The sequence below is a fragment of the Streptomyces sp. NPDC048650 genome (assembly GCF_043199095.1).
Lineage (GTDB): Bacteria > Actinomycetota > Actinomycetes > Streptomycetales > Streptomycetaceae > Streptomyces.
In genome coordinates, this window is the sequence record NZ_JBICVM010000006.1 from 489,014 (window position 1) to 502,398 (window position 13,385).

General features: G+C 74.3%; 11 protein-coding genes. 8 read left to right on the plus strand and 3 right to left on the minus strand.

Annotated features, from left to right (window positions below; genetic code table 11):
• Positions 1-281: 281 nt before the first annotated feature.
• Entirely contained in the window at positions 282-1,289 is a 1,008-nt protein-coding gene (locus ACGFML_RS20200) for an SAM-dependent methyltransferase (RefSeq protein WP_393545474.1), read from the minus strand.
• 173 nt (positions 1,290-1,462) lie between these two features.
• Between ACGFML_RS20200 and ACGFML_RS20205 the strand changes: the two genes are divergently transcribed.
• The gene (locus ACGFML_RS20205) at positions 1,463-2,662 is read left to right on the plus strand and encodes a sensor histidine kinase (RefSeq protein WP_393545476.1); all 1,200 of its coding nucleotides are present in this window, start codon (positions 1,463-1,465) and stop codon (positions 2,660-2,662) included.
• Positions 2,663-2,820: 158 nt separating this feature from the next.
• Entirely contained in the window at positions 2,821-3,507 is a 687-nt protein-coding gene (locus ACGFML_RS20210) for a response regulator (RefSeq protein ID WP_393545477.1), read from the plus strand.
• A 233-nt stretch (positions 3,508-3,740) separates the two neighbouring features.
• On the opposite strand, the gene ACGFML_RS20215 is transcribed toward ACGFML_RS20210, so the two are convergent.
• Complete coding sequence (locus ACGFML_RS20215; protein WP_393545479.1) at positions 3,741-4,841, minus strand: DUF5937 family protein; 1,101 nt, start codon at positions 4,839-4,841, stop codon at positions 3,741-3,743.
• Between the two features lie 100 nt (positions 4,842-4,941).
• Here ACGFML_RS20215 and ACGFML_RS20220 point away from each other — a divergent pair, with 100 nt between their 5' ends.
• A complete protein-coding gene (locus tag ACGFML_RS20220; protein WP_393545481.1) occupies positions 4,942-5,358 on the plus strand; it encodes a hypothetical protein in 417 nt (138 codons plus the stop codon).
• A gap of 450 nt (positions 5,359-5,808) precedes the next feature.
• Here the strand turns inward: ACGFML_RS20220 and ACGFML_RS20225 are convergent, their stop codons facing one another.
• Positions 5,809-7,053, minus strand: coding sequence for a threonine aldolase family protein (locus ACGFML_RS20225; protein ID WP_393545483.1), 1,245 nt, complete (start codon positions 7,051-7,053; stop codon positions 5,809-5,811).
• A 192-nt stretch (positions 7,054-7,245) separates the two neighbouring features.
• On the opposite strand from ACGFML_RS20225, the gene ACGFML_RS20230 reads away from it, so the two are divergent.
• From ACGFML_RS20230 to ACGFML_RS20250, 5 genes are all read left to right on the plus strand, one after another.
• Positions 7,246-8,418, plus strand: a complete 1,173-nt coding sequence (locus ACGFML_RS20230; protein WP_393545607.1) for a Rossmann-like and DUF2520 domain-containing protein — start codon at positions 7,246-7,248, stop codon at positions 8,416-8,418.
• On the plus strand, positions 8,415-9,560 hold the full coding sequence (gene panC / locus ACGFML_RS20235; RefSeq protein ID WP_393545484.1) for a pantoate--beta-alanine ligase: 1,146 nt from the start codon (positions 8,415-8,417) through the stop codon (positions 9,558-9,560). The genes ACGFML_RS20230 and panC overlap by 4 nt, the downstream gene beginning before the upstream one ends.
• A complete protein-coding gene (locus ACGFML_RS20240) occupies positions 9,557-11,335 on the plus strand; it encodes an L-aspartate oxidase (protein WP_393545486.1) in 1,779 nt (592 codons plus the stop codon). The genes panC and ACGFML_RS20240 overlap by 4 nt, the downstream gene beginning before the upstream one ends.
• 43 nt (positions 11,336-11,378) lie before the next feature.
• On the plus strand, positions 11,379-12,422 hold the full coding sequence (nadC, locus tag ACGFML_RS20245; RefSeq protein WP_393545488.1) for a carboxylating nicotinate-nucleotide diphosphorylase: 1,044 nt from the start codon (positions 11,379-11,381) through the stop codon (positions 12,420-12,422).
• A gap of 100 nt (positions 12,423-12,522) precedes the next feature.
• Positions 12,523-13,320 carry a type III pantothenate kinase gene (locus ACGFML_RS20250; RefSeq protein WP_393545490.1) on the plus strand — a complete coding sequence of 266 codons (798 nt, stop codon included), beginning with the start codon at positions 12,523-12,525 and terminating at the stop codon, positions 13,318-13,320.
• Positions 13,321-13,385 lie beyond the last annotated feature (65 nt).

Genomic DNA, 13,385 nt, shown 5'->3' on the forward strand with positions numbered 1-13,385 from the left:
CGGCGTGATCCCGTGTGTGCCGTGCTCCGGTCCGTGTGCTGGGTGGTGTCCGCCGGCCCGTACGGCGCTCCGACGCGAGCGGCGCACCACGCCGAGGGCACCGGACCGGCCCGCGATCGCCGCCCCGTTCCGAGAGCAGTGCTCCGCCCGTGCCGCCCGTACTGCCCGTGCGGTCCGTACTGCCCGCGCTGCCCGTGCGGCCCGTGCGGCCCGCGGGGCCACGGTGCGCGGAGCGGCGCCGCTACTCGGTCAGCGGCGCCGCTACTCGGTCAGCAGCCCCGCTACTCGGTCAGCAGCCCCGAGCAGGCCGCGCCCACCGGCTCCAGCAGCCAGCCGAAGGCGCCCAGACCTGCCGGATCGGTCAGCTCGGCGGCCGCCCCTGCCGAGCTGAGGGCCCGCACGTACGCGGCAGGATCCGCGGAGGCGAGCGCGAGCGGTGGACGGCGGCCGTCCACGCCGAGGGCGTGCAACGCCGCCCGCTGGCTCAGCCGCTCCGCCGAGGGCCCCGCACACGCGTCCAGCGCCACGTGCGCCGTGATGTCACAACTGCCGTCCGGCACGGGCCGCACCTCCCGCCCCTCCCGGAACCCGGTGAGCGTCCCGAAGAGCGGACGGTCCGTCCCCTGGTGCGCGTAGTCGGCGGCGACCGCGAGCCCGCCCCGCAGCGTTCGGACCGCCCGCGCCCAGGCGGCATCCCGCGGCCGCCCGATCTCCGCCCGCATCCCGGGGACCGCCTCCCCGCCCCGCGCCGGCGCCCACCACCGCGCCAGCCACTCCGCGTCCGCCCCGTCCACCGGCGCGCCCAGCCGCTCCACTCCGTCGCCCCCTACGAGCACCCGCCGCGACACCCCCTGCGCGTCCGTCTCGACGACATCGAGCGGCACGTTGTCGAGCCACTCGTTCGCGAACAGCAGTCCCGTGAGCGAGCCCTCGTCCGGCAGTGCGGCACACCACTCGACCCGCGGATCGAGCCCTTCGGGGCGCGCGGCGAGCTCGACCGCGTACGGCCGCACCCGCGCCCCCACCGCGTCCGGCAGCGCGCCCAGCACCCCCGTCAGCAGCTCACCACGGCCCGCCCCCACATCGACCAGCGCCAGCTCCTCCGGGTGCCCCAGCGCCGCGTCCACCCGGCGCAGCAGGATGGCGACGGCACCGGCGTACAGGGAGGAGACGTGCACGGAGGTGCGGAAGTGACCGGCCGGGCCGGGGCCACCGGGACGGGTGTAGAAGCCGTCCGGGCCGTACAGCGCCCGCTCCATCGCCACTCGCCAGCCCTGCCACTCATTCATCACCCACCCCACGTTACGGGCGGGCCGAGAACAGTCACCGGGCCCGGCGCCCACACCGACCGCAGGCGGATGCGATGGCGCATTCGGTCTCCACCTTGGGGAGTACGCCCCGCGCACAGGATCGCTCCAGCGGTTGACCCGTACACCTATTCCGGCTGCCTACGCTGGGTTACGTGCAGCGCCTCTACGACTTCCTCCGCAGACACCCGACGGGAGTGGACACCTTCTGGGCCGTCCTCCTGTTCGGGTTCACCTGTCTGTGGATCGTGTCCGAAACCGGAGACGCCCGGCAGATCATCGCCGCGATCTTCACGATCGGTCTCTGCGCCGTCGTCGCGCTGCGCCGCCGGGCCCCCGTGCAGATGCTGCTGCTGACCGCCGCCATCGGCGTCGGCCAGCTGGTCTTCAAAATCCCGACCAACCCCGGTGACTTCGCGCTGTTCGTGATCACCTACACCGTCGCGTCCGGCACCGTCCGCTGGGCCTCCCGCTGCGCCCTCGCCGGGGCCCTCATCAGCCCCGCACTGTCCGTATGGCGCTTCTCGGACTCCCCCGACTATCAGCCGGTGTGGCAAGGGCTCTTCTTCACGGTGCTGCTCACCGTTCCCTTCGTGCTCGCCTGGGTGCTCGGTGACTCCATGCGGACCCGTCGCGCCTACTGGGCGCAACTGGAGGAGAAGGCCGCCCGCCTCGAAAAGGAACGCGAGGCCCAGTCCCGGATCGCGGTCGCGGCCGAGCGCGCCCGGATCGCCCGCGAGCTGCACGACGTCGTCGCCCACAATGTCTCGGTCATGGTCGTCCAGGCCGACGGCGCCGCCTACGTCCTGGACGCCGCACCCGAGCAGACCCGGCAGGCCCTGGAGACGATCTCCGGCACGGGACGGCAGGCCCTGGCCGAGATGCGCCGCCTGCTGGGCGTCCTGCGCACCGGCGAACAGGCCGAGAGCGGCGAATACGTACCGCAGCCGGGCGTCGAAGAGCTCGCCGACCTCATCGACCAGGTGCGGGGCGCCGGACTGCCCGTCGACTTCCGGATCGAGGGCGAGGCACGCCGGCTGCCCAGCAGCGTCGAGCTGACCGCGTACCGCATCGTTCAGGAAGCACTCACCAACACCCGGAAGCACGGCGGCCCGGACGCCGGCGCCACCGTCCGCCTCGCCTACCGCGACAACGACGTCGACCTGCTGGTCGAGGACGACGGACGGGGCGCGCAGCACGAGCTGTACGAAGAAGGCGGCGCGGACGGCCTCGGCCACGGCCTGATCGGGATGCGCGAACGCGTGGGCATGGTCGGCGGCAGCCTGGACGCGGGGCCGCGACCGGGGGGCGGGTTCCGGATCAGCGCCGTACTGCCGCTGAAACCGGAGCGGTGAGCCCACCGGCTGCGCCCGCCAGGAGCTGCGCCCGCCAGGAGCCGCGCCCGCACTCGTCGTCACCCCGTCGTCACCCCGACCGCACCTCCCGTCGCTCCGATCGCCCGCCCGGCCCGCTCCGTACCCTGTAGCCCCACCGTTGAAGGGACCCCCTCGCCATGTCCATCCGCGTGATGCTCGTCGACGACCAGGCGCTGCTGCGCACCGGCTTCCGGATGGTGCTCGCCGCACAGCCCGACATGGAGGTCGTCGCGGAGGCGGGGGACGGGCTGCAGGCGCTGGAGGTGCTGCGCTCGACGCGGGTCGACGTGATCCTCATGGACGTCCGCATGCCGCATCTGGACGGTGTGGAGGCCACCCGGCGGATCTGCGAGGGCGGCCAGAAGGAGGACGCGCCGAAGGTCCTCATCCTGACCACCTTCGACCTCGACGAGTACGCCTTCTCCGCGCTGAAGGCCGGGGCCAGCGGCTTCATGCTCAAGGACGTGCCGCCGAACGAACTGCTCGCCGCGATCCGGGCGGTGCAGAGCGGCGACGCGGTCGTCGCCCCGTCCACCACCCGCCGTCTCCTCGACCGCTTCACACCGATGCTGCCCGCCACCTCCGCCGCACCCGTGCGCCCCGAGCTGGAACGGCTGACCGACCGCGAACGCGAGGTACTGCTGCTGGTCGCACAGGGTCTGTCGAACGGCGAGATCGCGGCCCAACTGGTGCTGTCGGAGGCCACGGTCAAGACGCATGTGGGCCGGATCCTGACCAAGCTGAGCCTGCGGGACCGGGTCCAGGCCGTGGTGCTGGCGTACGAGACGGGGCTGGTGCGGGCCGGGGGCGGGCCGGGCGCGTAATCCGAGGTCCCCGGGGGCGTGGTCCGGCGGCCCCGGGGCCGGCCCGGAGATCGTCCTGGGACGGGGGCCGAACTGCGGCGGTGCCGCCCTGGCGAAGAAGTTCCTCCAGGGCAACTGGGGCCCTTTGTCCGGATCAGGCAGGGCAACTGGGGACCTTCGTCGGGATCAGGCCGGGCGCGTCGGACGCCTCGGGGAACGTTCGCACGGCCCGGGCGCGCCCGCCGCCCCCGGGCTCACCGCAGTACGCCCTCGAGGAAGTCGCTGCCCAGCCGGGCCACCACCTGGAGGTCCAGCTGGTGCAGCACGTACCGCCCGCGCCGCCGCGTCTGGATCAGCCCCGCCTTCTTCAGCGTCGCGATGTGCCGCGACACCTCCGGCGAGGTGATCCCGAACTGCGTCGCCAACTCCCCCGTCGTGTGCGGCCCCCGGGACAGCGTCCGGCACAGCTGCATCCGCATCGGGTGGCCCAGGGCCTCCAGCCGCTGCTGGACCAGCTCCAGTGCGGCCGGCGCCGGCAACTCGGGCCCGGCGACCGGGTACTGGAGCACCGGACGCCAGCCGGGGGCATGGCTGAAGAGCAGATGCGGCCAGCCGAACGACGTGGGCAGGAAGGTGACGCCGGGGTCCGCGGGGTTCGCGTACGCCGTCGTACGGCCCCTGGCCAGCTTGTCGACCAGGATGCGGGTCCCGGTAGGGGTCTCCTCCAGCGCGAGGGCCGCCGAGGTCGCGGTCAGCGTCTCGGTCGGCCCCTTGCGGCGCAGCAGCTCGGTCTTGTGCCGGGCGTCGGCGGCCAGCTGGATCCCCACCCGACGCCAGATGTCCCCGAAGAACGCCTCCTCACAGTCCTCGAACAGGCGGCGCAGCCACACCCGCAGACCGTCCGGATCGGTGAGCATCCGGTCCGTGAAAGCAGCCTGCCGCGGGCCGCGCGCCGCGGCCATCTCCCTTACCCGGGCCCGCTCGTCGGCATCCACCAACGGCGACGGCGTCACCTGGGAATACGTGGCCGAGCAACTGATCTCGAACGCGGCTGCCACGAACCGCTCGTCGTCGATCCGGTCCAGCTCGTCCAGTTCCTCGGCCAGCGTCGCGCCGGGGCGGGCCGGCAGGAGGATGTCGGAACGCGCCGACCGCCACAGGAAATCCGCCTCGCACAACCGGTCGGCAAGGTCGGGCTTCAGCCCTGCATTGGTCGCGGTGACCCAGCCGTGCAGCCCGGGGTGGTGCCCCGGTTCGGACAGAGCGTGCAGCGCGGCGCCCAGCTCCGCCAAGGGGGAGGGGCAGAAGACGATGCGCTCCGGCGGCAGCCCGGTGATGTCGATGACGTTGGCCATGCGCCCATCATGCGCGAGGTGACGACCTGCACCGTCGTCGTTTGACGGCTCCCGTCAATCGACGCGCCAGGAGAGGCCCGGCCGCTGCACAGTGAGCGGCATGAACGCCAGCCAGCAGCACCTGCTCGATGCCTACCGCGCCGCTCAGCGGGGCGAAGCGGCCCCCGTCGCCCCGGGCGTCGAAACCGTCCGTACGGTCCGCGAGATCCGGCAGTGGCGACGATTTCAGGCCGTGGTGACCGACCCGGCGGACCGCCTTCGGGCTCGGGTGGGGCGGAGGGTGCGGGGGGTGGTGGCCCGGGTCGTGAAGCGCCGCGCGCTCTTGGGGGCCTCCCCCTCCCCCCGCCCCACCCACCCCGCCCCACCCACCACCACCGTTGTCTCCGCCTCCGCCTCCGCCTCCGCCTCCGCCTCCGCCTCTGCCCCCGCCCCCGCGCCCACTTCGCGCCGCATCGCCCCGGCCCCGGCCACGGCCCCGGGCCGCCCCACGGCGGGACGGCCTCCTATGCCCTCATAACCCGCGGCACGACAACCGCGACCGCCCCGCCGCAGCCGGCCCACCCTCACCGGCCGGACGCCCCACACCCCCACAACGCCTGTGCCCGCACCCCCCGCCCCCGCGGCACTCCCCCCGCAGCTGGCCCCGCGGTACCCCCGCACCCCCGCAGCCGGCCCCGCAGCACCCCCGCAGTCCGACGCGCCCCGCAGCCCGGCTCTTGGCCCCGTCCTTCACCCCGCCCTCACCCACCACGGCCTGTCACCCACCACGGCCTGTCACCCACCCACGGCCTGTCACCCACCACGGCCTGTCACCCACCACGGCCTGTCACCCACCACGGCCTGTCACCCACCCACGGCCTGTCACCCACCCACGGCCTGTCACCCACCCACGGCCTGTCACCCACCCACGGCCTGTCACCCACCACGGCCTCTCACCCACCACGGCCTCTCACCCACCCACGGCCTCTCACCCACCCACCACCCCCACCCGCCTGACGAACTCCCCGGCCGCCCTGCGCACGTCCTCGGCCGTCCAGCACATCGCCGACGCCCCCACCGTGACCTCCGTCATCGACACCCCGGGCGGGCCGTCGCCGGCCGGCTCGGACCACTGGCGGAACAGCGTCGTCCGGGTTTCCTCCGCCTGCCGGACGCCGGCGTCGTCCAGGAGTCCGGCCGGATGCGGAAGCCACACCTGGAACTGATGGGTGTGCGGCACCGCCGGATGGATCCGGAACCACGGCACACCCGCCTCGGCCAGGCCGTCGTCCAGCGCTTGCGCGACGACCTTCGCGTGGGCCACGTACTCCGGCAGCCGCGGCAGCTCGCGGTCCAGTCCGGCGAGCGCGGCGAGCGCGGCCGGCCACTGCTGGAAGAGCTGGCCGCCGTAGCGGTGCCGCCAGGCGCGGGTCTCCTCCACGAAGTCGTCCGTGCCCGCCAGGGCGGCACCCGATATGCCGCCCAGCGACTTGTAGTACGAGACATAGACGCTGTCCGCGAGGGCGGCTGTCGCCGGGAGCGAGCGGCCGAAGTGCGGGCCGCACTCCCAAAGTCGGGCGCCGTCGAAGTGGACCACCGCGTCACGGTCCCGCGCCGCCGCCACGGTGGCCGTCAGGTCGGCCCACTGCGGGAGGACGAATCCCGCGTCCCGCAGCGGCAGTTCGAGGGCGAGGGTGCCGAACGGCTCCTGCACATCGGTGATCTCCTCGGCGGTGGGCAGCCGCGGTGCCCGCGTCGGATGGACCATGCGCAGCCCGCTGACCACCGCGTACGCATCGCGTTCGTGTACCTCCAGGTGGGAGAGGGGGTGGCCGGCGACCGTGGTGTTGCCGGTGCGGCCCGCCCAGGTGCGCAGCGCGACCTGCTGCGCCATCGTGCCGGTGGGGAAGAAGGCAGCGGCCTCTGTGCCCAGGGCCTCGGCGGTGCGGCGCTCCAGCTCGCCCACGATGCCGTCGTCGTTGCCGTAGACGTCCGTCCAGTCGCCCAGGTCGTATGCGGCGGGGGCGTCGGCCAGCAGGCGGTCGAGCCGCTCGCGGACCGTCTCGCCCGATGCGCCGCCCGCCAGCACCCGCTCCGAGCCCCGCCGCGCCGCGAGTCGCCGCGCCCGCTCGGCGCAGCGGTCACCGTTCTTCCCGGTCCGCTCCCGCGCACTCTGCTCCACGGCCCCCACCTGCCTTTTCTCTGTGTTCGGTCGTGCTGTTGCAGGGAGCATCGCGCAGAGCGGCGCGCGTCCGCGACCCCTGTGGATAAGGTTGTGGACAAGTCGTGGGGCGGGGTACGGACGAGAGTCGCGTCTCACCTCTGTGCAGCCCTGAAAGGCGCCGGAAACACTCGCGTAGCATGGCGAGGAATCGTCCGGTACCCCCCGCGGACTGGAACGGAAGGCCACCGCCGCGTGAATGCAATCCCACCCTCCCCCGAGTTCTCGGCTCCGCTCGAGCAGGGGGGACCCCCCTCGGCCCAGGACCGCCCCGCCCGGCTCACCGTCGGAGTCGTCGGTGCAGGCCGTGTCGGGCCCGCCCTCGCCGCGTCCTTGCAGCTCGCAGGGCATCGTCCGGTCGCCGTCTCGGGGGTTTCCGACGCCTCCGTGCGACGTGCCGCCGAGTTGCTCCCGGATGTCCCGCTGGTCACCCCGGCCGAGGTGTTCGCCCGCGCCGACCTGGTGTTGCTGACCGTCCCCGACGACGCCCTCGCCGACCTGGTGCGCGGCCTCGCGGAGACCGGCGCCGTACGGCCGGGCCAGCTGTTGGTGCACACCTCGGGGCGTTATGGGACGGCCGTGCTCGACCCGGCCACCCGCGCCGGTGCGCTGCCGCTCGCGCTGCACCCCGCCATGACCTTCACCGGCACGCCCGTGGACGTGCAGCGGCTGGCCGGCTGCTCGTTCGGGGTGACCTCGCCCGTCGAGCTGCGGATGGCCGCCGAGGCGTTGGTCATCGAGATGGGCGGGGAGCCCGAGTGGATCGCGGAATCGGCGCGTCCGCTTTATCACGCCGCGCTCGCGATCGGCGCGAATCACCTGGTCACCCTGGTCGCGCAGTCCATGGAGCTGCTGCGAGCGGCGGGCGTCGAGGCCCCGGACCGGATGCTCGGCCCGCTGCTCGGTGCGGCACTGGACAACGCCCTGCGGTCCGGTGACGCGGCACTGACCGGGCCGGTCGCGCGAGGGGACGCGGGGACGGTCGCCGCGCATGTCGAGGAGCTGCGCCGGCACGCGCCGCAGAGCGTCGCCGGGTATCTCGCCATGGCCCGTACAACCGCGGACCGCGCGCTGGCCCATGGCCTGCTCAAGCCGGAGCTCGCCGAGGACCTGCTGGAGGTGCTCGCCGGGCCCGCCCCGGACCGGCACGGCGACAGCGCCGGTGGCGGCACCGGGCGAGCCGGCCACGGCGACAGCGCCGGTGGCGGCACCGGGCGGGCCGGGCACGACGACCGCTCCGAGAACCCGGACCCGGACCCGGACACCTCCCGCGACGACACTCCCCGCGACGAGACCTCCGACGACGACACTCCCCGTAACGGCGACGGCTCCACCGGAGGCCACGACGGCGACGGCTCCACCGGAGGCGAGCGATGACCGCCGCCTCGGCGCCGGCCGGGCGGACCGCCCGGCATGGCCGGTCCGCCCGCCTCGTCCACACCGCTGCCGCGCTGCGTGACCTGGCGAGCGGCGCGGGCGGTCCGCGCGGCGTCGTCATGACCATGGGGGCCCTGCACGAGGGCCATGCCACCTTGATCCGGGCGGCCCGCGCGCGGGCCGGTGCGCGGGGGCAGGTGGTGGTCACCGTCTTCGTCAATCCGCTGCAGTTCGGCGCGGGCGAGGATCTGGACCGCTATCCCCGCACCCTGGACGCGGATGTGGCGCTGGCCGCGGAGGCGGGCGCGGACGTGGTGTTCGCGCCGTCCGCCGACGAGGTCTACCCGGGCGGTGAGCCGCAGATCCGGATCGCCGCCGGCCCCATGGGCACGCTCCTGGAGGGGGCCAGCAGGCCGGGCCACTTCGACGGCGTGCTGACCGTCGTCGCCAAGCTGCTGCACCTGACCGTGCCCGACATCGCGTTCTTCGGGGAGAAGGACGCCCAGCAGCTCGCGGTGATCACGCGGATGGCGGCCGACCTGAACTTCCCCGTCGAGATCGTGGGTGTGCCGACGGTCCGGGAGGACGACGGCCTCGCCCGCTCCAGCCGCAACCGCTACCTGTCCCGCGCCGAGCGGGGCACCGCCCTCGCGCTGTCCGCCGCGTTGTTCGCGGCGCGTGACCGGCTGGCGGCGGAGGAGGCGCTGCGGGTGCGCGCCGCCTCCGCCGGCCACCTCGTGCAGGACCGTTCCGCGGCGCTGGCCGCCCTCGGTGAGGACCGGGCCGCGGCCGATGCGCGCGCCGTGGCCTGCGCCGCCGCCGGGCCGCCGCACGGCCCCGCCGTGGCCCGCGCCGCGGCCCGCGCGGTCCTGAGGGACGCAGCCGAGCTCGACCCGCCGCTGGAGGTCGACTATCTGGCGCTGGTCGATCCGACCGACTTCACCGAGGTGCCGGACGCGTACGAGGGCGAGGCGGTCCTCGCGGTCGCCGCCCGGGTCGGCACCACCCGCCTCATCGACAACATCCACCTCGTGTTCGGCCCGCCCGCCCCGGGAGCCGCCGGCTCCGGGCCGGAGTGCGCCGCGACGTCCCCCGTACACCCCGTCACCACTCCCCAAGGCCCCCTCGGAGCGCCCCGATGACCACGACCGGCCCCGGCCATGCGATAGCCCCCGGCACCACCGTCAGCCCCGGCATACGCCTGACCGCCCCCGCGCCCGGTTGGTCCATCGAGGCGGACGTCGTCGTGGTGGGCTCCGGGGTGGCCGGGCTGACCGCGGCACTGCGCTGCGCCGCCGCCGGCCGCCGTACGGTCGTCGTCACCAAGGCCCGCCTGGACGACGGCTCCACCCGCTGGGCCCAGGGCGGCATCGCCGCGGCGCTCGGCGACGGCGACACCCCCGAGCAGCATCTGGCCGACACGCTGGTCGCGGGCGCCGGGCTGTGCGACGAGGCGGCCGTACGGGCGCTGGTCACCGAAGGGCCGGCCGCCGTGCACCGGCTGATCGCGGCCGGCGCCCGCTTCGACACCGCGCCCGGCAGCGACGAGATCGCGCTCGGCCGCGAGGGCGGCCACCACCGCCGCCGGATCGCGCACGCCGGCGGCGACGCCACCGGCGCCGAGGTGTCCCGCGCGCTGGTCGAAGCGGTCCGCGCCGCCGGGCTGCGCACCATCGAGAACGCGCTCGTCCTCGACCTGCTCACCGACGCCGACGGCACGACGTCCGGCGTCACCCTGCACGTGATGGGGGAGGGGCAGCACGACGGCGTCGGCGCGGTGCACGCCCCGGCGGTGGTCCTCGCCACCGGGGGCATGGGGCAGGTGTTCTCCGCGACCACCAACCCGGCGGTCTCCACCGGTGACGGTGTGGCGCTGGCGCTGCGCGCCGGTGCCGAGGTCTCCGACCTCGAATTCGTCCAGTTCCACCCCACCTCCCTGTATCTGGGGCCGGACGCGGAGGGCCAGCAGCCGCTGATCTCCGAGGCGGTACGGGGCGAGGGCGCCCACCTCGTCGACGCCGACGGCATCCGCTTCATGGTGGGCCAGCACGAACTCGCCGAGCTGGCGCCGCGTGACATCGTCGCCAAGGCGATCGTGCGGCGGGCGCACGAACAGGGCACCGAGCACATGTACTTGGACGCCCGGCACTTCGGCGCCCGGATGTGGGAGGACCGCTTCCCGACCATCCTCGCCGCCTGCCGCGCCAACGGCATCGACCCGATCACCGAGCCGATCCCCATCGCGCCGGCTGCCCACCACGCCTCCGGCGGCGTGCGCACCGATCTGCGCGGGCGCACCACCGTCCGCGGCCTCTACGCCTGCGGCGAGGTCGCCTGCACCGGTGTGCACGGCGCCAACCGCCTCGCCTCCAACTCCCTCCTGGAGGGGCTGGTGTTCGCGGAGCGGATCGCCGAGGACATCGCCGAGGCCGCCGCCGCGAACACCGTGGCGGACGGCGCCGAGGGCCCGCTCCCCGGTGCCCCCGCCCCGGCGTCCACGGCGCTCCCGCTCCTCGCCCCCGAGGCCCGCTCGGCCGTTCAGCGGATCATGACGGCCGGCGCGGGCGTCCTGCGCAGCGCCGACAGCCTGGCCCGTGCCGCGGCCGGACTCGGCGCGCTCCAGCGCGAAGCGGCCGAGGCGCAGGCGGACGCCGCCGGCTCGACCGTCGCCAAGACGTCCGAGCCCGGTGTGGAGGCGTGGGAGGCGACCAACCTCCTGTGTGTCGCCCGGGTGCTGGTCGCCGCTGCGCAGCGCAGGGCGGAGACCCGCGGCTGCCATTGGCGCGAGGACCACCCCGAGCGCGACGATGCCTCCTGGCGCCGCCACTTCCGCATCACGCTCGACGCGGACCGCGCGTTGAGCGTGCGGACGACACAGACGGCCGGTTTCCCGCCGACCGCCGGCCGCACCCCGTGATCCACCGACCGTCCCCGCCCCTTTCCCGATACGGAGCCACCCCGTGAGCAGCACCCCCGACCTCCCCCTCCTCCAGATCGGCGGGCCCTCCACCGGCGCCCCCAGCGGCGGCGGCTGCGGCGATGCCTGCGGCTGCGGCAGCGACGACGGCTCGTACGAGCTGGACCCGCTGACCTGCGGTCTGGACCCCGATCTGGCGGCGCTCCTGGTGGCCGCCGACCTCGACCCCGTACAGGTCGAGGACATCGCTCACCTCGCCGTCGAGGAGGACCTGGACCAGGGCGTGGACGTCACGACCGTGGCGACCATCCCCGAGGACGCGGTCGCCACCGGGGACTTCACGGCCCGCGAGGCCGGTACGGTCGCCGGGCTGCGGGTCGCCGAGGCGGTGCTGTCGATCGTGTGCACCGACGAGTTCGCGGTCGAGCGGCATGTCGAGGACGGCGACCGGGTCGAGGCGGGCGCCAAGCTGCTGTCCGTCACCACCCGCACCCGCGATCTGCTCACCGCCGAGCGCAGCGCGTTGAACATCCTGTGCCGCCTGTCGGGTATCGCGACCGCCACCCGCGCGTGGGCCGACGCCCTGGAGGGGACGGGGACCAGGGTCCGCGACACCCGTAAGACGACGCCTGGGCTGCGCGCCCTGGAGAAGTTCGCGGTGCGCTGCGGCGGGGGCGTCAACCACCGGATGTCGCTGTCGGACGCGGCGCTGATCAAGGACAACCACGTGGTCGCGGCGGGCGGTGTGGCGGCGGCGTTCCGGGCCGTGCGGGAGGAGTTCCCGGGCCTGGCGATCGAGGTGGAGGTCGACCGGATCGACCAGATCCCGCCGGTCCTGGCCGAGGGCGCCGATCTGCTGCTGCTGGACAACTTCACGCCGGAGCAGACCAAGGAGGCCGTGGAGCTGGTCGCGGGCCGCGCGATGCTGGAGTCCTCGGGCCGTCTGACCCTCGCCAACGCCCGCACCTACGCGCAGACCGGCGTCGACTATCTGGCCGTCGGCGCCCTCACCCACTCCTCCCCGATCCTCGACATCGGCCTCGACCTGCGCGAGGACGAGGGCGCCGGCCGGGACGAGGGCCGCTGACCGCCATGCTGCCGACCATCGACGTAGGCCCACCCGCCGCCCCGCCCGCCACCGCAGGCGAGCCCTTCGTGCACCACGTGAACCCGAGGCGGTGCGGAACGTGCTCCTGACCATCGACGTAGGTAACACCCATACGGTTCTCGGCCTCTTCGACGGCGAGGAGATCGTCGAGCACTGGCGGATCTCCACCGACGCCCGTCGCACCGCAGACGAGCTGGCCGTGCTCCTGCAGGGCCTGATGGGCATGCATCCACTGCTCGGTGACGACCTGGGCGACGGCATCGAGGGCATCGCCATCTGCTCCACCGTCCCCTCGGTCCTGCACGAGCTGCGCGAGGTCACCCGCCGTTACTACGGCGACGTGCCCGCCGTCCTGGTGGAGCCGGGCGTCAAGACCGGGGTGCCCGTCCTGATGGACAACCCCAAGGAGGTCGGCGCCGACCGGATCATCAACGCCCTGGCAGCCGTGGAGCTCTACGGCGGCCCGGCGGTCGTCGTGGACTTCGGTACGGCCACCACCTTCGACGCGGTCAGCGCGCGCGGCGAGTACGTCGGCGGTGTGATCGCGCCGGGCATCGAGATCTCGGTGGACGCGCTGGGCGTCAAGGGCGCCCAGCTGCGCAAGATCGAACTGGCCCGGCCGCGCAGCGTCATCGGCAAGAACACCGTCGAGGCGATGCAGTCCGGCATCCTCTACGGCTTCGCGGGCCAGGTGGACGGCGTGGTGCAGCGGATGGCGCGGGAGCTGGCCGACGACCCGGACGAGGTGACGGTCATCGCCACCGGCGGCCTGGCCCCGATGGTCCTCGGCGAGTCCTCGGTGATCGACGAGCACGAGCCCTGGCTCACCCTCATCGGTCTGCGGCTGGTCTACGAGCGCAACATCGCCCGCTCGTAGCCGCCCGCCTGCGGCGTGACGCGCACCGGGGCCGGCCCACCGCGCCCCGGTAAAGCCTGCCGCGC